Raw genomic sequence first — 23,091 nt, 5'->3', positions numbered from 1 at the left:
AATTAACTAAAGCCTTTTATAACGTGATATAGGAATATTGGCAATTAGTTCGCATTTGAATGGGAGATGGTCGTAACATCCCCCATTGTGTCACTGTTATCGCTTAAGGTGTTGCAGTTATCTGTGTTAGATCACTTTATGTGGGCCAAAACATTCATAGTGGATATGTTGTTTATCAACACCTATTGCCAGAAGTTGGTTAGCAATGAATTGCATGAAAGCTACTGGCCCACAGAAATAGAATTGCATTCCTTCTACTGCTATTAATTCTTTTACGAGAGAAAGATCCATCAGCCCGGTATGCTGATAATGTATGCCTTTCTGATCTATATCTCGTGGTTCGCGATACCAAACCTGCGAATGCAAATTAGGCATAGATTGAGAAATTTCATTTACCTTATTTGAGAAGGCATGATAGCCGCCATGCTCTGCGGCATGGAACCAATTCACTGTTCCTGTATGATGTTGATTATGCAGATGTTGTAGCATACTCATCATTGGCGTTAAACCTACACCCGCTGAAATCAGCGTAACGGGTGTATCATGCTGGACATCAAGGAAAAAATCACCGCGTGGCGCTGCCAGCATCACGAGATCGCCTTCCTGTACTTTATCATGCATGAAGTTTGAAACCTTGCCCTGAGATTCACGCTTAATCGCAATCTGGTAATTGCTTCCGTTTGGTGCTGCGGTCAGAGAATATTGGCGAATTTCACGGTTCTCAAAAGCAGGATCTTCTATATAAATCCCTAAATATTGCCCCGGCTTGTAATCCATGACCTTTTCACCATCAACGGGAACAAACTCGAAGCTGGTAATAACGTCACTTTGTGGTTGTTTCCGGCTAACACGGAATTGACGTAATTCACGCCAACCGCCTTCCAGAGATTCACCACTTTGATAAATTTCTTCTTCTCGATTGATAAAGACATTGGCCAGCACATTGTAGGCTTTTCCCCAGGCACTGAGAACTTCATCACCAGGATGGAACATTTCGTCAATTGTCGCCAGTAAGTGCGTACCTACAATCTGATAATGTTCGGGCTTAATGTTCAGGCTCGCGTGTTTATGAGCGATTTTTTCTACCGCAGGCAATAAAGCAGACAGATTATCGATATTAGCCGCATAAGCGCAAAGGGCATTGAAAAGCGCTTCACGCTGATCACCATTGAGCTGGTGGCTCATGTTAAAAATATCTTTTAATTCAGGATGATGCTTGAACATACGTTCATAAAAATGTGCAGTCAGCTTGGGGCCTGTAGAAACGATTAATGGAATGGTGGATTTTATGGTTGCGATAACCTGACTATCTAGCATGGGGATCTCCTGAATTTTTCTCAAATGATGCTGAAGTCTATAACTTGCATTTTAAATACAACTTATAGTGTTTGGGAATAGGTTCAATTGAGAAAAGAAGATCATCTTGATTTAAATCAAAAATTTAGAATTTGTATTACCAGAAACCCTGACTAAGATCACAAATATCATTGATAAATTGAGAATTGTTGATTCTATAGTCAGTTATTCAACTTCCAATGCGCTGTTAATCCATCATGCAAACGTTTGCGTAAATTATCTTGTCAAGACTATCTCATTTAGTAAAAAGAGTTTACACTGTGTGGCATTCTGGCCCTCAGGGGTATTTTTTAGAGAAGTAGCTGAGTCAGGAGAACCAAATGTTAAAGCGTGAAATGAATATTGCGAATTACGATCCCGAACTGTGGCAGGCGATGGAACAGGAAGTTTATCGTCAGGAAGAACACATTGAATTGATTGCTTCTGAAAACTACACCAGCCCAAGAGTTATGCAGGCTCAGGGATCTCAGCTCACTAACAAGTATGCGGAAGGCTATCCGGGTAAACGTTATTACGGTGGCTGTGAATATGTTGATGTGGTTGAACAACTTGCGATTGACCGTGCAAAAGAGCTGTTTGGTGCAGATTATGCAAACGTCCAGCCACACTCAGGTTCTCAGGCTAATGCCGCGGTATACATGACACTGTTGAAACCCGGCGATACGGTTTTAGGAATGAATCTGGCACACGGCGGTCATTTGACTCATGGTTCTCCAGTTAACTTCTCCGGCAAACTTTATAACATCGTACCTTATGGCATTGATGAAAAAGGTAAAATCGATTACGACGATATCCGTGCCCAAGCGCAAAAACACCAACCAAAAATGATCATCGGTGGCTTCTCTGCTTATTCCGGTGTTGTTGATTGGGCGAAGATGCGTGAAATCGCCGATGAAATCGGTGCCTATCTGTTCGTTGATATGGCTCACGTAGCGGGTTTGGTTGCCGCTGGTGTTTATCCAAACCCAGTTCCTCATGCGCATGTTGTTACAACAACAACGCACAAAACTCTGGCTGGCCCGCGTGGTGGCCTGATTCTGGCCAAAGGTGGCGATGAAGAATTTTACAAGAAGCTGAATTCTTCTGTTTTCCCGGGATCTCAGGGTGGCCCACTGATGCACGTCATCGCGGGTAAAGCTGTTGCACTGAAAGAAGCAATGGAACCTGAGTTTAAGGTCTATCAACAGCAAGTCGCTAAAAATGCGAAAACCATGGTCGAAGTATTCCTGCAACGTGGTTATAAAGTTGTTTCTGGTGAAACGGAAAACCATCTGTTCCTGCTGGATCTGGTAGATAAAGATATTACGGGTAAAGATGCTGATGCTGCATTGGGGCGTGCCAATATTACTGTTAACAAAAACAGTGTGCCTAACGATCCGCGCAGCCCGTTTGTGACTTCTGGTATTCGTATCGGGACACCTGCAATTACCCGCCGTGGCTTTAAAGAAGAAGAAACCCGTGAGCTGGCAGGTTGGATGTGTGATGTGCTGGATAACATCAATGATGAAGCAACCATTGAAAGCGTTAAGCAGAAAGTTTTGAACATCTGCGCAAAATATCCGGTTTACGCATAATTAAAAATAAAGTGTAGTTTAGTAATAAGCCCGACTCATGACGTTAGTTTTGAGCGGGTTTTTTTGTATTTGAGAAATGAGGGTATTTGGATGGTTATTCCATCAACATTTTGGCTAGGGTTAGGTTATTTCACTTATTTTTTCTCTTTCGGTATCTTTCTGCCTTTTTGGGCTGCCTGGTTAAAAGGTGAAGGCATTGAGCCTTCAATGATAGGAATATTACTGGGTGTTGGATTGGTTGCCCGATTTATCGGTAGTCTGGTTATTTCTCCCACGGTAAAAGATCCATCGAAATTAATTAAGGCGTTGCGATTCCTTTCATTGCTGGCGTTGCTTTTTGCGGTTGGATTTGTATTTGGTAGCCATTGGGCATGGCTTTTCTTTGTCATGATAGGTTTTAACTTATTTTTCTCGCCACTGGTGCCTTTATCGGATGCTTTGGCCGGAACATGGCAAAAACAATTTACTTTTGATTACGGCAAGGTGAGAGTCTGGGGTTCGATTGCATTTATTATCAGCTCTGCGCTGACTGGTATATTAATGTCTGCCAATGGCATAAATTTCTCAATCAGCAGCCTCGACATTGGCTGGAGTATGCCATTTGACAGTCTGAATGGCTGGATTGGCAAAGAGGTGTTTGGAACACACCATATCATTCTCGCTTTCCTGATTTTCAGTATTGCTGTCATGCTGCTGGGAATGATGCTGAAACCCGCCATTATGCCCGTTGGTCAAGAGAAGATCACGAATACTAATACCGTCTCTTTTAAAGAACTTTTGTCTGAAAAATCTGTGTGGCAATTTTTAGTGTGTGTAACGCTATTGCAGGCTGCACATGCGGGTTACTATAGTTTTGGCACTATTTATTGGGAGAATGCAGGTTACTCACCATCAACCATTGGTTATCTCTGGTCGTTAGGCGTTGTGGCAGAAGTCCTCGTCTTTACTTTCAGCAAACAGTTATTCCGTCGTTGGAGTGCACGTAATCTGTTATTGCTATCCGGCATCTGTGGTGTGCTTCGTTGGGGATTAATGGGAACGTCAACGGAATTACCCGTGCTGATTATTATTCAGATCCTGCATTGCGGTACTTTTACCGTTTGCCATTTAGCAGCAATGCGTTTTATTGGAGCCAGAAAAGAAAATGAAATCATCCGATTGCAGGCGACTTACTCCGCTTTGGCAATGGGAGGAGGGATTGCTGTTATGAGTGTGATTGCTGGTTTTATGTATGAACATATCGATGGTGGTATATTTTGGGTGATGGCGTTGGTTGCATTACCTGCGCTGTTTCTGCGGCCAAAAGTTGAAGCCCATGCACATTAATTAACATGCTTGGCGATAAAAAGGGCACCAAATAGGTGCCCTGAAAATAACATTGCTCAAATTATATTTATATAATTATTAACGAATTAACGTTTCAGTGCTTCCGTTAATTCTTCACGCATTTCAGACAAAATGTCCTTAACGATACGTGGGCTACCTGCAACGATGTTGCCGGAATTAATATAGTTATGACCACCGACGAAATCGGTAACGATGCAGCCGGATTCACGTACCAGCAATTCACCGCCCATAAAATCCCATGGTTTCAGGCCAATTTCGAAGAAACCATCTACGCGCCCGGCAGCGACATAAGCCATATCCAATGCGGCGGAACCTGTGCGGCGGAAATCCGCGCAACGCTCAAATAATTTACCCAGTACATTCATGTAAGGGATAGTGTGCTGTTTGGCTTTGAATGGGAAACCAGTCGCAAGGATAGTGCCATCCAGATCACGGGCTTTGGAACCACGCAGACGATAGCCGTTTAATTGTGCGCCTTGACCACGGGTTGCGGTGAACAGCTCATTGCGCATTGGATCGTAAACCACGGAGACTTCAGTGCGGCCTTTAATACGCACAGCAATGGAAACCGCAAAATGAGGGAGACGTTTAATAAAGTTGGTGGTGCCATCCAGTGGATCGATCACCCATTGGAAATCGTTTTCTTCACCTAAGTGCTCACCGCTTTCTTCGGTAATAATTGTATGCTTAGGATAAGATTTACGGATAATGTCGATAATCAGCTTTTCTGCTTCACGATCAACATTGGTAACGAAATCATTACTGCCTTTTTGGCTTGCTTCAATGGCATCAGGGGTTTCGTAGCTTTTAGCAATGTAGTTGCCGGCCTTACGCGCAGCGCGTATAGCGATGTTTAGCATCGGATGCATGGGGTATCTTCCACCAGAATTTTAAAGAACGGGAAACAAATCGGCGCGCAGTATAGCAGTAGTTCGTCAAAATGACTAATGCTGTGTTAAGATATTCGGCTCTTATACTGAATTTAAAAGCCGTCATGTTAGAGAATATCCGCATTATTCTGGTTGAAACCTCCCACACGGGTAACATGGGATCAACCGCTCGGGCCATGAAAACAATGGGATTGACCAATTTGTATCTGGTGAATCCGTTAGTTCAACCTGACTCCCATGCTATCGCACTTTCAGCCGGTGCAAGTGACGTTATCGGCAATGCGACGATTGTGAGTACGTTGGATGAAGCATTAGCTGGATGTGAGTTGGTCATCGGAACCAGTGCCCGTTCCCGTACCCTTTCCTGGCCAATGGTTGAACCGCGTGAATGTGGTGAACGTTGTGTCAAAACGGCCTGCCACTCTCCGGTTGCGATTGTATTTGGCCGTGAGCGTGTTGGGTTGACTAACGAAGAGCTGCAAAAATGTAATTACCATCTTTATATTCCGACAAATCCTGAGTACGGTTCATTGAATTTGGCGATGGCTGTCCAACTGGTTAGCTATGAAATTCGCATGGCGCATCTTTCAGCTCAGGAACAACCAGAGGAAGCCTCTTCGTCAGATCATGAGGCAGAATATCCGGCTGTTGAGGATATGGAGCGTTTTTATCAACATCTTGAGCAGGTATTGAACGAATCAGGCTTTATCCGCAAAGCGCATCCGGGGCAAATAATGAACAGGTTAAGACGGCTTTATACTCGTGCGCGGCCTGAAACGCAGGAGCTGAATATTCTGCGAGGTATACTAACTTCTATGGAAAAATGGGCCAGGAAATAACCGATATCCAGCGGGAAGAGCCAGCAGGAACAACCAAAAGATCTAAGGCAGACAGGTGAAAAAAGGTGAAAGGGCGGTCAAATAGCAAATAATAGTTGAGTGAATTACTAGGTTAAATAGTTGACTAAAACACTCAGGAATGTCACAATTTCATCTATATTTCACCATGGAGTTTTTGTTATGAGACTGACATCAAAAGGACGTTATGCGGTAACTGCCATGCTAGATGTGGCGTTGCATTCACAAGAAGGGCCGGTGCCATTAGCCGACATTTCTGAACGTCAGGGAATTTCCCTTTCCTATCTTGAGCAGTTGTTCTCCCGCCTGCGTAAAAATGGTCTGGTTTCTAGCGTCCGTGGTCCAGGTGGCGGCTATTTACTGGGCAGAGATGCCGGTAAGATTTTCGTTGCCGAAGTGATTTCAGCTGTTGATGAATCTGTTGATGCAACTCGTTGTCAGGGCAGAGAAGGTTGTCAAGGCGGTGATCGTTGTTTGACGCACACATTGTGGCGTGATCTGAGTGATCGCATCACAGGTTTCCTGAGCAGCATCAGTTTAGAAGAATTAGTAAATAACCAAGAAGTGTTAGACGTTGCTGATCGTCAAGACGGCGATAAGCGCCGTACACCGAACGGCAGGCCTCAAGAGACGATTAACGTTAACCTGCGCGCATAACCTTGCGGCAAACAAAAGTATTAAAAGTGTCTTACGGAGCATGTGAGCAATGAAATTACCCATTTATTTGGACTATTCAGCAACAACACCAGTCGATCCACGTGTTGCTGAAAAGATGATGAACTATCTAACTATGGACGGGATTTTTGGTAACCCGGCTTCCCGTTCACACCGTTTTGGTTGGCAGGCTGAAGAAGCGGTTGATATCGCGCGTAATCAAATTGCTGATTTGGTCGGCGCAGATCCGCGTGAAATCGTGTTCACTTCAGGCGCTACAGAGTCAGATAATCTTGCGATTAAAGGTGCTGCAAAATTTTATCAGAAAAAAGGCAAGCACATTATTACCAGCAAAACGGAACACAAAGCGGTTTTAGATACTTGCCGCCAGTTGGAGCGTGAAGGTTTTGAGATCACTTACCTTGCACCAATGAGCAATGGCATGCTTGATCTGAAAGAGCTGGAAGCCACCATGCGTGAAGATACGATTCTGGTTTCCATCATGCACGTCAATAACGAAATTGGTATTGTCCAAGACATTATGACTATCGGTGAAATGTGTCGTAGCCGTGGTATCATTTTCCATGTTGATGCAACTCAAAGTGTTGGCAAATTACCTATCGACCTCAGCAAACTGAAAGTTGATCTGATGTCTTTCTCTGCCCATAAACTTTATGGCCCTATGGGTATCGGTGCACTGTATGTTCGCCGTAAACCTCGCGTGCGTATTGAGGCACAGCAGCACGGTGGCGGTCATGAGCGTGGTATGCGTTCAGGTACATTGCCTGTTCACCAGATTGTTGGTATGGGTGAAGCTTACCGCATTGCAAAAGAAGAATTGGAATCAGAAGCAGAACGCCTGCGTGGATTACGTCTGCGTTTGTGGAACGGTATTAAAGATATTGAAGAAGTTTACCTGAACGGTGATTTGGAACTGGGGGCGCCGCACATTCTGAATGTCAGCTTCAACTATGTTGAAGGTGAGTCATTGATGATGTCATTGAAAGATCTAGCGGTTTCTTCTGGCTCGGCATGTACTTCTGCGAGTTTGGAACCTTCCTATGTCCTGCGGGCACTGGGTATGAATGATGAACTGGCACACAGTTCTATTCGTTTCTCTTTGGGGCGTTTTACCACAGAAGAAGAAATAGACTACGCAATCAAGTTGATTCTCAACGCGATTGGTCACCTGCGCGATCTTTCTCCATTGTGGGAAATGTTCAAACAGGGTGTGGATCTCAGCACCATCGAATGGTCTCATCATTAATCAGACGGTTTCAGGAGTAACGACATGGCTTACAGCGACAAAGTAATTGATCACTATGAAAACCCACGTAATGTTGGTTCATTCGACAGTGAAGATCCTTCAGTGGGTAGTGGTATGGTAGGGGCACCCGCTTGTGGTGACGTCATGCGGCTGCAAATTAAAGTCAACGATGAAGGCATCATCGAAGATGCACGTTTCAAAACTTATGGCTGCGGCTCTGCGATTGCATCCAGCTCTCTGGTAACAGAGTGGATGAAAGGAAAATCGCTGGAACAGGCTGAGGCTATCAAAAATACTCAGATTGCTGACGAACTGGAACTACCGCCAGTGAAAATCCACTGCTCTATTTTGGCAGAAGATGCAATCAAAGCTGCTATTGCTGATTACAAGAGTAAGCGCCAAGCAAAATAACTATTTTTTATAAATAGAAAATAATTCTGGTGGATATTGGTTCAATATCCACCTTTACTAGTTTTAAAAGTGAGGTGTTGTATGTCAATTTCCCTGACAGAAAGTGCAGCCCAGCGTATTTTGGCCTTTCTTGATAATCGAGGAAAAGGTGTTGGGTTGCGTTTGGGAGTGAGAACTTCCGGCTGCTCTGGTATGGCATATGTACTTGAATTTGCTGATACAGTTAATGAAGAAGATCAGATTTTTGAAGATAAGGGCGTGAAAGTCATCATTGACGGTAAAAGCATCCTTTACCTTGATGGCACTGAGTTGGATTTTGTCAAAGAAGGTCTGAATGAAGGCTTTAAATTCAACAACCCCAATGTTTCCAGCGAATGCGGTTGTGGGGAAAGCTTCCACGTTTAAACCCATTATTTGACTCCGCACTTTGCGAAACTAAGAGTAACTTATGGACTACTTTACTTTATTCGGGCTGCCTTCGCGTTATGCGATTGACCGTGAGTTGTTGGCGACCCGTTATCAGGAATTGCAGCGTCAGTTTCACCCAGATCGTTTTGCCAACCAACCTGAACGTGAAAAAACGCTGGCACTCCAACAAGCTGCTACCATCAATGCAGGTTACCAGACGCTAAAACATCCCCTGAAACGCGCAGAATATATGCTTTCTCAGCAAGGGTTTGATCTATCCAACGAACAGCACACGATGCAGGATACGGCTTTCCTGATGCAGCAGCTTGAGTTACGCGAAGAGCTTGATGACATCGAACATAGCACGGACCCGGAAACAGCACTGACCCATTTTTCATCTCGCCTCAATAAAATGATTAAAACGCGTAGTGAGCAGATGGAGCATCAGTTAGACGCTGGCGAGTGGTCAACGGCAGCCGATACGGTTCGTAAATTACGCTTTTTGGATAAATTGCAACAGCAGGTTGAACAACTGGAAGAGCGGTTGCTGGATGATTTTTAGCTGAGATAATTAGCTGAATAGATTTATAGGGGCACACATGGCTTTATTACAAATCAGCGAACCTGGTCTATCTGCCGCACCTCACCAGCGTCGTCTGGCTGTGGGGATTGATCTTGGTACAACTCACTCACTGGTTGCGACTGTCCGCAGTGGTCAGGCGGAAACGTTGGCAGACAGTGAAAACCGTCACTTACTGCCTTCCGTTGTACAATATCGCAAAGAAGATATTCAAGTTGGTTGGCAGGCTCGTCAGCAAGCAGCATCCGATCCTGTTAATACCGTGAGTTCCGTCAAGCGTATGATGGGACGCTCTTTGGCTGACATTCAGCAACGTTATCCCAACCTGCCATATCAACTTCAGGCAAGTGAAAACGGTCTGCCATTGATCAACACCGTGGCGGGCTTGGTAGATCCTATTCAGGTTTCTTCTGAAATATTGAAATCGTTGGCACAACGGGCAGAAGAAACCTTGGATGGCAAACTCGATGGTGTTGTGATCACGGTTCCTGCCTACTTTGATGATGCACAACGTCAAGGCACTAAAGATGCTGCGCGGTTAGCCGGTTTGCATGTTCTCCGACTTTTGAATGAGCCTACAGCCGCAGCTATTGCTTATGGCCTTGACTCAGGCCAGGAAGGTGTGATCGCTATTTACGATCTTGGTGGCGGAACATTCGATGTTTCTATTCTCCGCCTTAGCCGTGGCGTATTTGAAGTTTTGGCAACGGGAGGAGATACCGCACTGGGTGGTGATGATTTTGACGCATTATTAGCGAATTGGATCCGCGAACAGGCCGGAATTAGCAATGACGATCATGGATTACAGCGTCAGTTATTGGATATTGCCACTCAAACCAAAATTGCCTTGAGTGAAGCGGAGAGTGCGGAAATCCGGATTGCTGACTGGGAAGGCAGAATTAGCCGAACAGAATTCAACGAATTGATTGCTTCTCTGGTCAAACGTACATTACTTGCCTGCCGCAGGGCACTGAAAGATGCGGGTGTTACCGCTGATGAAGTATTGCAAGTCGTCATGGTTGGTGGTTCAACACGAGTGCCATTAGTGCGCAGCATGGTAGGGGAATTTTTTGATCGTGAGCCATTGACCTCTATTGATCCAGATAAAGTCGTGGCTGTCGGCGCTTCAATTCAGGCTGATATTTTGGTGGGTAACAAGCCTGATAGCGAAATGCTGTTGCTGGATGTCATCCCCTTGTCACTTGGTTTAGAAACAATGGGAGGGCTAATTGAAAAAGTCATTCCACGTAATACCACTATTCCTGTTGCAAGAGCGCAAGAATTTACCACTTTCAAAGACGGTCAAACTGCGATGAGCATCCATGTGGTGCAAGGTGAAAGGGAATTGGTCAACGATTGCCGGTCACTGGCACGGTTCACATTGCGTGGCATTCCGCCATTACCGGCTGGTGGTGCACATATTCGCGTGACTTTTCAGGTCGATGCTGATGGTCTATTGAGCGTCAGTGCATTGGAGAAATCTACGGGTGTTGAAGCTTCTATTCAGGTAAAACCTTCCTATGGTTTATCAGATGAAGAAATCGCACGTATGCTCAAAGACTCCATGACTAATGCGCAGGAAGATATTCAGGCCCGTAAATTGGCTGAACAAAAAGTAGAAGCCGCCCGGGTTCTGGAAAGTTTAACCAGCGCACTGGAAAAAGATGCTGACTTACTGAGTCAGGAAGAACATGCTGCCATTGACGCAGCCGCACAAGTATTAATTGAAAGCGCTCAGGGAGCTTCCCCTGATGCGATTGAAAGTGCAATTAAAGAATTGGACAAACAAACGCAGGAATTTGCCGCGCGCCGTATGGACACATCAATCCGCCGGGCTTTGGCGGGTCATTCTGTGGATGAGATTTAATTATGCCTAAAATTGTATTTTTACCTCATAACGAACTTTGCCCTGAAGGTGCAGTATTGGACGCTAAGGAAGGCGAATCAATTCTGGATGTTGCACTGCGTAACGGCATTGAAATTGAACACGCTTGTGAAAAATCTTGTGCATGTACCACCTGTCATTGCATCGTCAGAGAAGGCTTTGACTCACTGGAGGAAAGTGCTGAACTGGAAGATGACATGTTGGATAAAGCATGGGGGCTGGAGCCAGAAAGCCGGTTGAGCTGTCAGGCCAAAGTCGCTGATGAGGATTTGGTTGTAGAAATCCCTAAATACACCATCAACCATGCCCGTGAGCACTGACAGGAGGACGAAAAATGAAATGGTCTGACAGTCGTGATATTGGCGAAGCGCTGTATGATAAATTTCCGGATCTGGATCCCAAAACAGTACGTTTCACCGAGATGCATGAATGGATTTGTGAACTGGATGGTTTTGATGATGATCCACAGAAATCCAATGAAAAAATATTGGAAGCTATCTTGTTAGTGTGGCTGGATGAATATGAGTAACGCGACATTTGTTCAAGACAAAAAATAGCGCAAACTCACTGATTCTTGCTCAATAGCTTGGCATAGTCTGCATTTAATGGAAAACTGGCAATTGCCAGTTTTTTTACATTAGTAAACCCTTACTGTGAAACAGTGAATAATAAGATAAGAAGTGAGAGAAAATGACAAAACAAATCATGCCCATAACACTGTCTTATGAGCCAGCTAATGCTTGCTGGGGTGAAAAAGCATTAATTAGTTCGAGTGAGCAAGGGATCACCATCCACTTGGAAGGTCATGGAAAATTAGGCGCAATTCAACGCGCAGGGCGTAAAGTTGACGGACAAGGAATTCGCAACATTGCTCTAGTGGGTGATGGTTGGGATCTGGAAAGAAGTTGGGCATTCTGGCAGGGCTTTCGTTCACCTAAGGGCCTGCGCACGATTGAATGGCCGCAGTTATCTGTGGCGGAAAAACAAGAACTGGAAAGAAGGATCAAATTCATTGATTGGGTACGCGATACCATCAATCTTCCAGCAGAAGAATTAGGGCCAGAACAGCTTGCTCAGCGGGCCATTGATTTGCTGACCGGCGTAGCAGGTGATGCCGTTAGTTATCGGATTATCAAAGGAAATGACCTGCGTGAGCAGGGTTACATGGGAGTCCATACTGTCGGCCGTGGATCTTCGCGTGATCCTGTTTTTCTGGCATTGGATTTCAATCCGACAAAAGAGGCAAAAGCCCCTGTCTTTGCCTGCTTGGTCGGTAAAGGCATTACCTTTGACTCTGGCGGATATAGCATCAAACCATCCAGCTCCATGGATTCCATGAAATCGGATATGGGCGGTTCGGCAACATTAACGGGAGCCTTGGCTCTTGCCATTAGTCGAGGCTTGAAGCATCGCGTAAAACTGTTCCTGTGCATTGCAGACAATATGGTGAGCAGCAATGCTTTCAAATTGGGCGATATTATTCATTATCGCAATGGCAAAACGGTTGAAGTGATGAACACGGATGCGGAAGGGCGTCTGGTTCTGGCTGATGGTTTGATTGATGCCAGTGCAGAAAAAGCACCACTGATTGTTGATGCTGCAACTTTAACGGGCGCAGCAAAAATGGCAGTAGGAAACGATTATCACTCTGTGTTCAGCTTTGATGATCAATTGGCATCTGATTTGTTATCAGCGGCTGATACTGAAAATGAACTGTTCTGGCGTTTACCGCTGGCCGAATTCCACCGTAGCCAATTACCATCCAATTTTGCCGATCTGAACAACATCGCCTCACCTGCACATTCCGCGGGAGCAAGTACCGCAGCAGCGTTCTTGTCTCACTTTGTCGAAAACTACAAAAAAGGCTGGGTACATATCGACTGCTCAGCAACTTACCGTAAGTCATCTGTTGAACAGTGGGCAGCCGGTGCAACGGGATATGGCGTGCGTACTATTGCCAATTTACTGTTAGCAAAAGCGAAATAAAAGCGAAGAAGTAAAAAGTCACATTTTCAAATTACCTTTCTGGATAGCCTCTCTTAATGGGGGGCTATTTGATTGAACTTTTCAATAGTCTTAACTGTAGTTCAAACAGCATTGTTCGGAGATTTTCATGAGTTTATCAAATGGGCCTGTCGCTACCGAAATAAAAGTTCCTAGCGGAAGCAGTATCACTCTTAGTCAGCCAGAAGAACAACCGGCTCAGCTTATTGAGGCTTTAATTAATTTATTCAAACAACATAAGCCCATTCGGCGTGCTTTTCTGGTTATGGCCCATGATAAAAATGTAGATGAAAAACCTAATCTATTAATTGGCTTAGAGTTTAGCGGGACACTATCAGGCGATGAAATAAGTTTGTTGATTCAAGAAGCGGGTGAACTGGCTTGCGAATATCTTGATGAAGATGAATCGGTCGATTTTTGCTTGCTTGATGAGAAAGAAAGGGGCATTAGTCATTATCTGATTCAGCATACTCAACCCTTCTACCAACGGAAATTAGGTAGTTGGTTGAGGGATACTATTCCTGTTATCAATCAATAATGACTCAATGTAATTTGATTGCAATTATTCAACCAATATTGCGAGAGACATCGAAGATTTGAAAAAACATAGGGTAAAAGCGCAGGGAGAATTTTATTCCAGCCAGAGAATTCGCTATTTTTTCTGCGCATTAGTTATGTGAAATAGGAAGTACCATAATGAATATCCAAAAGAATAATATTCTGGATTATCCGGTAAACAATAAGGGTTATGGTTATGTATCAATGTCAATTTTGGCAAAAGGCTACAAGGAGAAAACGATACCTTGCGGTCATGATTGCTTCGTTATTTGCACTATTTGTACTGTCAGGATGTGATCAGACTGATAATACAGATAAAACTAAAACAGAAAACATCGAAAAACAGAACATTTCATTACCTCAGAATAAACAGGTGGCCGATAATGAAAAATCGGAAACTTCGACTGCTCAATTAACAGTATCAACCACAGAAAAAACAGTTACTGAAAAAGAAAGTCCTGAAAAGCAGGCGACTAAAAAAGAACAACGTTATGCGGGTAAAGATGTCACCATCTTAGATGCCTCTGAGCTGCAATTGGACGGTGCTAGTGCGATGGTAGTGACATTCTCCGTTCCTTTAGATCCGAATCAAGATTTCTCACAAAAATTGCATCTTGTTGATATTAAATCGGGGAAATTGGATGGAGCATGGGAACTTTCCAATAACCAGATGGAGCTTAGGTTGCGTCATTTACCGCCGGCACGTGAGTTACAGTTGACTGTTGATGAAGGTGTCCAAGGTATAAATGAGCGTCGATTGGCAACTGCCTATGAAAAAAAATTTAATACCGCACCTATTACGCCATCGGTAGGTTTTGCCAGCAAAGGGGTGTTGCTACCCAGTAAGGCTGCGGAAGGATTACCGGTTTTAGCGCTCAATGTTGATAGCGTAGATGTCAATTTTTTCAGAATCAAAGATGCGGCATTGCCCTCATTCATTGCTAACTGGCAATACAGCAGTAATATGAATTACTGGGAATCCAAGGAATTACTGCAAGAAACGGAATTAGTCTATACCGGTCGTTTTGATCTCAATCCTGCTGCCAATACCCGCGAAAAATTATTACTGCCAATTAATAACATCAAAGAATTACAAAGAGATGGCGTCTATCTGGCAGTGATGCAACAAGCGGGAAAATACACTTATAGCCATCCAATTACTCTGTTTACATTGAGTGACATTGGCGTTTCCATGCACAGCTACCTGAACAGGATCGATGTATTTACCCAGTCACTGGCACAAGGATCTAGTCTGAAAGGCGTTGAAATTCGCCTGTTGGATGTAAAAGGGCAGCTTTTGTCAAAGGCAATAACGGACGGTGATGGTCACGCCTCACTCGAAAAAATGGATAAAGCAAAATTGCTGCTGGCCACTCAGGATAGGCATACCAGCATTATCGACTTGAATTCTCCGGCGTTGGATCTTTCTGAATTTGATATCGGAGGCCCTCAGGGATACAGCAAACAGTTTTTTGTCTTTGGCCCACGGGATCTTTATCGGCCGGGAGAAACGCTGATCGTTAACGGTTTACTGCGTGACGCTGACGGTCGTCCACTTAAATCACAGCCAGTTAAAGTCGATGTATTGAAAGCGGATAATCAGGTTGTCCGCAGTTTTGTTTGGCAAGCTGAAAACGGGTTGTACCAATATCGTTATCCGATACCTCGCAAAGCTGAAACGGGAATGTGGTCATTGCGATTTGATGTAGGTGATAACATCCCACGTTATTACAAATTTAATGTTGAAGATTTCATGCCTGAACGTATGGCATTGGAAATTAAAGGAAACGTCAATAATCAGCCGATATTGAAAGACCAAAATATTGAGTTCGCTATAATGGGCCGTTACCTATACGGCGCACCTGCTGCTGATAATCGTTTGCAAGGGCAATTGTTCTTGCGTCCAGCCCGTAATGCAGTGGCACAATTACCAGGGTATGAATTCGGTTCTGTACAAGAAACTGATTTGATACGGACATTGGATGAATTTGATTTCACTTTAGATAGTGAAGGAAAAGCAAATCTCTCTGTCAGTGATAGTAACTGGAAATCCGTTACATCACCTGTAAAAGTCATAGTACAGGCCAGTTTGCTGGAATCAGGCGGGCGCCCGGTGACACGCCGCGCAGAGCAGGCTATTTGGCCGGCCGAACAGCTAGTTGGTGTGCGTCCACTGTTTAATAAAAAGTCTATTTATAATTATCGCACTGGTCGTGATGAAAACCGCTATAACGTGGATGAAAATTCACTGGCAGAATTTGAAATCGTTTATGCGGATGCGAACGGCAAAAAGCATGCTATATCAGAATTAAGGGCACGTTTGATATATGAACGGCGTGATTATTATTGGCGTTGGTCAGACAATAACGGTTGGGATTCGGGTTATGACCAGAAAGATTTGGTGATGGCTGATGAGCCTGTCCAGATTGCGAAAAATGGTATCGCTAAAGTTAGTTTTCCTGTTGATTGGGGATCTTATCGCATTGAGGTAGTGAACCCTCAGAATCAGCTTGTCACTAGCCTGAATTTCTGGGCCGGTTATTCATGGCAGGATAATACCGGGGGTACAGGTGCAGTTCGTCCGGATCAGGTCAAATTGTCACTGGATAAACCCGCTTATAAGCCGGGTGAGAAAGTGAAGCTGCATATGATTGCACCGCAGGAAGGTAAAGGTTATTTGTTGGTAGAATCCAGCGATGGCCCATTGTGGTGGCAGGAAGTAGACGTACCGGAGAAAGGTTTAGATATTGATGTCCCGATTAATCAAGCGTGGGCCCGTCATGATTTATATATCACCGCCGTTATTGTACGTCCGGGAGATAAATCTCGTCAGGCAACGCCTAAGCGAGCGATTGGCGTATTACATCTGCCACTGATGGACGAAGGGCGCAAGTTAAATTTGACCTTAAATGCACCTGATAAGATGCGCCCAAATCAGGATCTTACTGTCAGAGTCAAAGCCACACCTCAACAGGGACAAGAACTTCCTAAACAAGTCTATGTTTTGCTTTCAGCAGTGGATACAGGCGTGTTGAGCATTACCGATTTTAAAACCCCTGATCCTTATGATGCTTTCTTCGGTCGTAAGCGCTACAGCGTTGACCAATATGATGTTTATGGTCATTTAATTGAAGCAGAAGGGCGTCAGGCTAACCTGCGCTTTGGGGGAGACGGTAGCGATAGCTCACTTGATCGGGGTGGTAAAAAACCGCTGACAGAAGTTAAAATCATCGCAGAACAAGCCAAGCCAATTACATTAAATGCTAATGGAGAGGGTGAAATTACCCTGCCGATCCCTGATTTCAATGGGGAGCTCAGGCTGATGGCGCAGGCATGGAGTGGTGATGAATTTGGTCACAGTGAACGTAAAATTGTTGTTGCCGCGCCAGTCATTACTCAGATGTCATTGCCTCGCTTTATGGCGGGAGGCGATCAATCCCAACTGTCGCTGGATCTCACCAATTTGACTGAACAGCCACAAGTATTGACGCTGAACTTTGCTGCTGAGGGGCTGATTAAATTACAAGACGTGACAAGTAAAAAACTTATACTGGAAAAAGGAAAGCGAACAACAATTCAAATTCCTGTCAAAGCAGATTACGGTTTTGGGCAAGGTGAAGTGTTCCTGACGGTGAATGGCCTGAACTTACCTGACGAAAATCTGAAACAGTATAAAAATAGCTGGAAAATTGGCGTTCGCCCTGCATATCCGGCTAAAACTATTCAATTTGCTGATGTGATCGAGCAAGGGCAGAATTGGCAGTTACCACTGACGGCTATTGCTGGTTTGGAACCCAATACATTGGAAGGACAACTATTGTTGACCAGCAGATCGCCATTGCAAATCGCACGCTATATTCGTGAATTGTATGCTTACCCTTATGGCTGTCTGGAACAAACAGTAAGTGGGCTTTATCCATCACTCTATTCCAATCAATCTGAATTGAGAAAACTGGGTATTAAGACACAGAGCGATGAAAAACGTCGGGCAGCAATTGAAGCAGGAATTACACATTTGCTGAGCATGCAGCGCCATGATGGCGGCTTTTCATTGTGGAACCGTAATGGCGATGAAGAGTTCTGGTTGACTGCTTATGCGACAGATTTTCTGTTCCGTGCAGGCCAGCAAGGTTACAGCGTGCCGGCCGATGCCTTGAAAGCGGCCAATAACCGTTTACTGCGCTACCTACAGGATAAAACCATTATTAGTGATCGTTACAGCAGCTCGCTGTCTGCGACACAATTTTCTGTACAAGCTTATGCAGGGTTAGTTTTGGCAAATCAGCAAAAAGCACCGCTGAGTGGATTGAGGCAACTTTATGAGCGTCGGACACAGGCTGGAAGTGGCTTGTCTCTCGTTCAGTTGAGTATTGCACTGAAAATGATGGGGGATAATACTCGTGGCAATGAAGCTGTTCAGTTAGGGGTTGATAAATCACGCGAACCTGGCTACGGATTGGGTGATTACGGCAGTACTATCCGTGATAACGCACTGATTGTTGCCTTGCTGACAGAGCACAACATGTTGCAGAAAGAGCGGGATAATAAATTGTTCAATTTATCCAATGAACTGACAACTCGTCACTACTTCTCAACACAGGAAAGTAATTCTCTTTATTTGGCAGGGCGTTACTTTATCGGCGCTACTGAACAACCATGGAAAGCCGCGATTAACCAGCAAATGCCACCACTTAACAGTGACAGTGCATTGACTGAATCGTTAACTGCGGAGCAGATCTCGAAAGGTATAGATATCAGTAACCGTGGTGGTGGCACGTTATATTCACGCCTGAATGTAGTGGGCTATCCACTGAATACTCCGAGCCCTTATTCAAACGTTCTGAAAATTAAGCGTACTTACCTTGATTTGGAAGGAAATCCCGCTTACATCGAACGCATGAAAAGTGGAGAGATGGTCATTGTGAAGCTGGAAGTGAGTGCGAACCAATCAGTGCCAGACGCATTAGTGGTTGATTTACTGCCAGCAGGATTGGAAATTGAAAACCAAAATCTGGCAACCAGCAGTGCCAGCCTGAGTGAAAGCGCGGCAGGTTTGCAAGATCTTGTTGAGGAAATGCAAAAAGCGGATATACGTCACATCGAATACCGTGATGATCGCTTTGTTGCCGCTGTTGCTGTGCCATCCTATAACTCAGTGACATTACTGTATCTGGCTCGTGCAGTCGCACCGGGAGTTTATCAGGTGCCTGCTCCGCAGGTTGAATCCATGTATGTTCCTAATTGGCGTGCAGTGGGTGCAACCAACGCAAAACTGGAAGTTGTCCGCTAATTATTATCAGCCCCTATTATTGAGATAGGGGCTCTTTTCTTTCGAGCACAGTTTTTCGGATACAGTTTTAATGAGAAGATTGTTTTCCCGCATTTATCTGCCTATTTTGGTAGGTATTCTGTCTGTCTTGTTGCTACTTTCTGCCGCAATGTGGTTAGCAGATAAAATCTGGCCGTTGCCAATACATAACGTCAAAATGGCGCGAGTGGTGGTGGGATCTGACGGTTCACCATTATGGCGCTTTGCTGACAACGAAGGGATTTGGCGTTATCCCGTCAAGTTAGATCAAGTTTCTCCTGAATATCTTCAGGCATTGTTGACCTACGAAGATCGTTGGTTTTACAAACATCCGGGTATCAATCCTGTCTCTTTACTAAGGGCGGCATGGCAGGATATTCGTGCAGGAAAAATTGTGTCGGGAGGAAGTACCATTTCAATGCAAGTTGCCCGACTGATTGATCCCCATCCACGTACCTTTGCCGGAAAATTCAGGCAAATTTGGCGTACGCTACAACTGGAATGGCATTATTCAAAAGATGAAATTTTGGAGATGTATCTGAATTGTGCGCCATTTGGTGGCACATTACAGGGCGTTGGAGCGGCAAGCTGGGCTTATTTGGGGAAATCGCCGTCAGAGCTTTCATCCGGTGAAGCGGCATTATTGGCTGTATTGCCACAAGCTCCCAGCCGATTACGGCCAGATCGCTATCCGGAACGGGCACAAGCCGCTCGTGACAAAGTATTACAGCGATTGGCGCAATATAATGTTTGGTCAGCGAAAAAAGTGGCTGATATTAAGGAAGAAAATGTCTGGCTGGCTCCGCGTCAGATTCCTCACCTTGCGCCATTGCTGGCAAGACGAATGATTAATGAAAACCAGCAGGAAGTTATTCAAACGACGATTGACACCAGTTTACAACGCCAACTGGAAGATATAGTACTGCACTGGAAATATCAATTGGCTGCAAAAACATCAATGGGTGTTTTGGTTGTTGATCACACCGACATGTCTGTCAAAGCTTACATTGGCTCTGTTGATTTTCAGGATGACAGCCGTTTTGGGCATGTGGATATGATAAATTCATGGCGCTCACCGGGTTCCACACTCAAGCCCTTCTTGTATGCTATGGCGTTGGATGATGGGCTGATTCATGGTGAATCTTTATTGCAGGATGTTCCCCGCCGTTTTAATGATTATCGCCCGGGTAATTTTGACAGTGGTTTTAATGGGCCAGTGAGTGCCAGTGAAGCGTTGGTAAGATCATTAAATTTGCCTGCGGTGCAGCTCCTTGAAGCTTATGGTGCCAAGCGATTCACTGCCAATTTACGTAACGTGGGGATGAGGCTGCGTTTCCCATTGGGCAGTGAACCGAACTTATCTCTTATTCTGGGAGGAACTTCTGTTCGTATGGATGAGTTAGTTGCAGCCTACAGCGCTTTTGCCCGTCAGGGAAAAGCATCTCCAGTGCGTTTTACACCACAGCAGAAAATACGGGATAGGCAACTGTTTTCTGTCGGGGCGGCTTGGATAGTCAGAAGGATTATGGCAGGAGGGGGACGTCCCCAACCTGATAATGTTTTATCGGCCGAAGTGCCACTGGCATGGAAAACAGGGACAAGCTACGGTTATCGTGATGCTTGGGCAATTGGACTGAACGCCCGTTACACGATAGGGGTTTGGGTTGGCAGGCCGGATGGAACCCCTGTTGTTGGCCAATTTGGTTATGCCACTGCGATCCCTGTCATGAATCAAATCAATGGATTGTTAATGGAAAATCTACGCTATAGCTCAATGCGTACTCCTGTTGATCCGAGACCAGCCAGTGTCAGTCAGGCGACTATTTGTTGGCCGAGTGGCATGGTTTTTTCTCAGGAAAGTGTTTCCCGGGGAGACAGCAATTGTCGCCAGCGCCGTCTGAGCTGGATTTTGGATAATACCATTCCCCCAACATTGCCTGCTGTTGGACAAGAAGGCCTTTCCGGGATCAACGAACGAGTATGGCTGGATAAAAATGGCTTGCGTGTTGCCCCTGATTGTCCTGATGCCAAGCCAGAGACAGTTGTCTTATGGCCAATTACACTGGAAGCATGGCTACCTGTTAAAGAGCAGCGGGCAAATCGGCTGCCTCCCATTAATCACCAATGCCCGCCCATGAAAGTGGATGAATCGCCATTGTTGATTATCGGGGTGCGTGAAGGAGATGTACTGAAACGCATTCCGGGTCAAAAGGATTTGGATTTACGAATAACAACGCAAGGAGGCAGTGGTAAACAATGGTGGTTTTTGGATGGTGAACAAGTTGCTGTGACAGAACATAATCAGTCATGGGTTAAAACATTATCGCAGCCGGGAAAATATCAGCTTAGTGTGCTGGATTTGAGTGGGCAAATCAGCTCTGTTAATTTTGTGTTGAAGTGACTTATTCGTTAGTCATGGGAAGTCAACCATTAGATACGGAATTATATTTTAAAACATGGCATTAGCCATGTTTTTTTGTGTTTAGATATAACACGTCTGTTTTTTTATTCTTCTTTTGTGATAAAAAATTATTGTTTTACATTAACTTTTGTCTATAATTAAAGCGATTCTGGCAATGGATAATAAAAATGATGAACACAGAAAAACTCACACGAATAACGACACTCAGTTTAGTGATGTCTAAATTATCGTTGTTAATTATCATCGCTGTGATGGTGGTTAATATTTTTAGCTGGCTGGAACCACAGTTAATTTTGGAAAAGTATGGATTAGAAATTTCGTTGACCGGAAGAATATTATCTAACTTTGATCATGATGCTTTGAGTACATGGAAATTAACCGGGGGAATATTGATTTCGACAATACCACTATTGTCGCTGAGTGGCAGCTTTTGGGCTTTCCATCGATTGTTTGGTAATTACAGAAAAGGTGATTATTTTTCCAAACGCACTGTTAAATATTTGGAATATGCTGGCTGGGGAGTCATTCTATGGAGTGTTTTGGATATCCTTTGTGAGCCTTTATTAACACTATGGTTAACAATGGGAGCACCAGTCGGTGAACGTTTCTTCTCGTTGAGTTTAACTTCAAGCCATTTTGTCGCTATTTTCATTTCAGTTTGCCTGGCTATCATTTCACGTATTCTTTACCAAGCATGTGATATATACGATGAAAATCAGAGCATTATATAGGAGATACCATGGCAATTCTCATGAATTTGGATGTGATTATGGCGAAACGGAAAGTTAAATCCAAAGAATTAGCACAGGCTATTGGTATTACTGAACAAAATCTTTCTTTACTAAAGACCGGAAAAATTAAAGGAATTCGGTTTTCTACTCTGAATGCTATTTGTCAATATTTGGAGTGCCAACCCGGGGATATATTGGAATTCAAAGAGGATTAATCAGTTATTGAACTATATTGGGTTATTAATTCAACATAAACAGTGAGGAAAAAGATGAAAAGTTTTTCATATGTTTTTCTGTTGGGTGTGTTTTATATTCCAACTTCGTTTGCGGATATATCAGCAACAAATGATACTCAAAAAAATAGTAACCAAGAAATAACAGCTCAAAAGTCTTCTCATCCGGGAGAGTTGAGAAAGTGCACAGATTTATTACCAGCCGGCCATAAATATACCATTAGCATTATTGGTACATCGGATAAAACGACGCAAAGTGCTGAAGGAAAGTTTACCGGGGAGTTTAAAGTGTCTAATGACGTTAAACAAGACGTCAACAAGAAAGCGGCCGAAGAGATCAAACCTTTTGTGCAATGTGTAACAGAGAGGGTTTTATAATTAACATTGGGATTAAAGAGCAAATTCAATGATCTGGGTCAGAATGCCTGTTTGGGATTTAATCGCCTGAACAGGCATTCTGAGTTAAAATGTGATTCATGCTAAAAAATGATAACTTTCGCTAAGAAAGTTTTAACGAAATGTTATGTTTTTTGTAGGCAAGCAGAAAGTCTCCTCCTATAATCAACGCCTATTTTTATTCCTGTGAAATACAGGGTAGATTTGCCC

General features: G+C 44.2%; 20 protein-coding genes. 18 read left to right on the top strand and 2 right to left on the bottom strand.

Annotated elements, in window-relative coordinates:
* Nucleotides 1-126: 126 nt before the first annotated feature.
* Entirely contained in the window at nt 127-1,332 is a 1,206-nt protein-coding gene (gene hmpA, locus Xenpb_RS05870) for an NO-inducible flavohemoprotein (RefSeq protein ID WP_368666801.1), read from the bottom strand.
* Nucleotides 1,333-1,676: 344 nt separating this feature from the next.
* Between hmpA and glyA the strand changes: the two genes are divergently transcribed.
* Together glyA and Xenpb_RS05860 are read left to right on the top strand one after the other, a co-directional pair.
* Nucleotides 1,677-2,930 (top strand): serine hydroxymethyltransferase, encoded by a 1,254-nt coding sequence (glyA, locus tag Xenpb_RS05865; RefSeq protein WP_187653480.1) that lies wholly within the window; start codon nt 1,677-1,679, stop codon nt 2,928-2,930.
* A gap of 90 nt (nt 2,931-3,020) precedes the next feature.
* On the top strand, nt 3,021-4,256 hold the full coding sequence (locus Xenpb_RS05860) for a 3-phenylpropionate MFS transporter (protein ID WP_187653479.1): 1,236 nt from the start codon (nt 3,021-3,023) through the stop codon (nt 4,254-4,256).
* Nucleotides 4,257-4,342: 86 nt separating this feature from the next.
* Here the strand turns inward: Xenpb_RS05860 and suhB are convergent, their stop codons facing one another.
* The gene (suhB, locus tag Xenpb_RS05855) at nt 4,343-5,146 is read right to left on the bottom strand and encodes an inositol-1-monophosphatase (RefSeq protein ID WP_187653478.1); all 804 of its coding nucleotides are present in this window, start codon (nt 5,144-5,146) and stop codon (nt 4,343-4,345) included.
* A gap of 125 nt (nt 5,147-5,271) precedes the next feature.
* Here suhB and trmJ point away from each other — a divergent pair, with 125 nt between their 5' ends.
* The 16 genes from trmJ (at nt 5,272) to Xenpb_RS19880 (ending at nt 22,863) form a co-directional block, all read left to right on the top strand.
* Nucleotides 5,272-6,006: a tRNA (cytosine(32)/uridine(32)-2'-O)-methyltransferase TrmJ gene (gene trmJ / locus Xenpb_RS05850; RefSeq protein ID WP_187653477.1), complete on the top strand. Its 735-nt coding sequence runs from the start codon at nt 5,272-5,274 to the stop codon at nt 6,004-6,006.
* A gap of 180 nt (nt 6,007-6,186) precedes the next feature.
* The gene (gene iscR / locus Xenpb_RS05845; protein ID WP_099113765.1) at nt 6,187-6,681 is read left to right on the top strand and encodes a Fe-S cluster assembly transcriptional regulator IscR; all 495 of its coding nucleotides are present in this window, start codon (nt 6,187-6,189) and stop codon (nt 6,679-6,681) included.
* A 49-nt stretch (nt 6,682-6,730) separates the two neighbouring features.
* Nucleotides 6,731-7,945 (top strand): IscS subfamily cysteine desulfurase, encoded by a 1,215-nt coding sequence (locus Xenpb_RS05840; RefSeq protein ID WP_187653476.1) that lies wholly within the window; start codon nt 6,731-6,733, stop codon nt 7,943-7,945.
* A gap of 24 nt (nt 7,946-7,969) precedes the next feature.
* On the top strand, nt 7,970-8,356 hold the full coding sequence (gene iscU / locus Xenpb_RS05835; RefSeq protein ID WP_099113763.1) for a Fe-S cluster assembly scaffold IscU: 387 nt from the start codon (nt 7,970-7,972) through the stop codon (nt 8,354-8,356).
* A gap of 81 nt (nt 8,357-8,437) precedes the next feature.
* Nucleotides 8,438-8,761: an iron-sulfur cluster assembly protein IscA gene (gene iscA, locus Xenpb_RS05830; protein ID WP_099113762.1), complete on the top strand. Its 324-nt coding sequence runs from the start codon at nt 8,438-8,440 to the stop codon at nt 8,759-8,761.
* Between the two features lie 43 nt (nt 8,762-8,804).
* Nucleotides 8,805-9,326, top strand: coding sequence for a co-chaperone HscB (gene hscB, locus Xenpb_RS05825; RefSeq protein ID WP_099113761.1), 522 nt, complete (start codon nt 8,805-8,807; stop codon nt 9,324-9,326).
* 37 nt (nt 9,327-9,363) lie between these two features.
* Complete coding sequence (gene hscA, locus Xenpb_RS05820; protein ID WP_187653475.1) at nt 9,364-11,211, top strand: Fe-S protein assembly chaperone HscA; 1,848 nt, start codon at nt 9,364-9,366, stop codon at nt 11,209-11,211.
* Between the two features lie 2 nt (nt 11,212-11,213).
* Nucleotides 11,214-11,549 (top strand): ISC system 2Fe-2S type ferredoxin, encoded by a 336-nt coding sequence (gene fdx, locus Xenpb_RS05815; protein ID WP_086956079.1) that lies wholly within the window; start codon nt 11,214-11,216, stop codon nt 11,547-11,549.
* A 14-nt stretch (nt 11,550-11,563) separates the two neighbouring features.
* Nucleotides 11,564-11,758: a Fe-S cluster assembly protein IscX gene (gene iscX, locus Xenpb_RS05810; protein WP_187653474.1), complete on the top strand. Its 195-nt coding sequence runs from the start codon at nt 11,564-11,566 to the stop codon at nt 11,756-11,758.
* Between the two features lie 161 nt (nt 11,759-11,919).
* A complete protein-coding gene (gene pepB / locus Xenpb_RS05805) occupies nt 11,920-13,215 on the top strand; it encodes an aminopeptidase PepB (protein ID WP_187653473.1) in 1,296 nt (431 codons plus the stop codon).
* Nucleotides 13,216-13,342: 127 nt separating this feature from the next.
* On the top strand, nt 13,343-13,771 hold the full coding sequence (locus tag Xenpb_RS05800) for an enhanced serine sensitivity protein SseB C-terminal domain-containing protein (RefSeq protein ID WP_099113757.1): 429 nt from the start codon (nt 13,343-13,345) through the stop codon (nt 13,769-13,771).
* A gap of 216 nt (nt 13,772-13,987) precedes the next feature.
* Complete coding sequence (locus Xenpb_RS05795; protein ID WP_187653472.1) at nt 13,988-19,081, top strand: alpha-2-macroglobulin; 5,094 nt, start codon at nt 13,988-13,990, stop codon at nt 19,079-19,081.
* 70 nt (nt 19,082-19,151) lie between these two features.
* On the top strand, nt 19,152-21,500 hold the full coding sequence (gene pbpC / locus Xenpb_RS05790; RefSeq protein ID WP_187653471.1) for a peptidoglycan glycosyltransferase PbpC: 2,349 nt from the start codon (nt 19,152-19,154) through the stop codon (nt 21,498-21,500).
* 188 nt (nt 21,501-21,688) lie between these two features.
* Entirely contained in the window at nt 21,689-22,252 is a 564-nt protein-coding gene (locus Xenpb_RS05785) for a DUF2975 domain-containing protein (RefSeq protein WP_187653470.1), read from the top strand.
* Between the two features lie 8 nt (nt 22,253-22,260).
* Nucleotides 22,261-22,467, top strand: a complete 207-nt coding sequence (locus tag Xenpb_RS05780; RefSeq protein WP_099115771.1) for a helix-turn-helix transcriptional regulator — start codon at nt 22,261-22,263, stop codon at nt 22,465-22,467.
* A gap of 54 nt (nt 22,468-22,521) precedes the next feature.
* Nucleotides 22,522-22,863, top strand: a complete 342-nt coding sequence (locus Xenpb_RS19880) for a hypothetical protein (RefSeq protein WP_255523030.1) — start codon at nt 22,522-22,524, stop codon at nt 22,861-22,863.
* Nucleotides 22,864-23,091 lie beyond the last annotated feature (228 nt).

This window comes from Xenorhabdus sp. PB62.4 (assembly GCF_014467285.1).
Lineage (GTDB): Bacteria > Pseudomonadota > Gammaproteobacteria > Enterobacterales > Enterobacteriaceae > Xenorhabdus.
The sequence above is the reverse complement of the archived record's forward strand: the minus strand, read 5'-3'. Positions and strand labels throughout refer to the sequence as shown.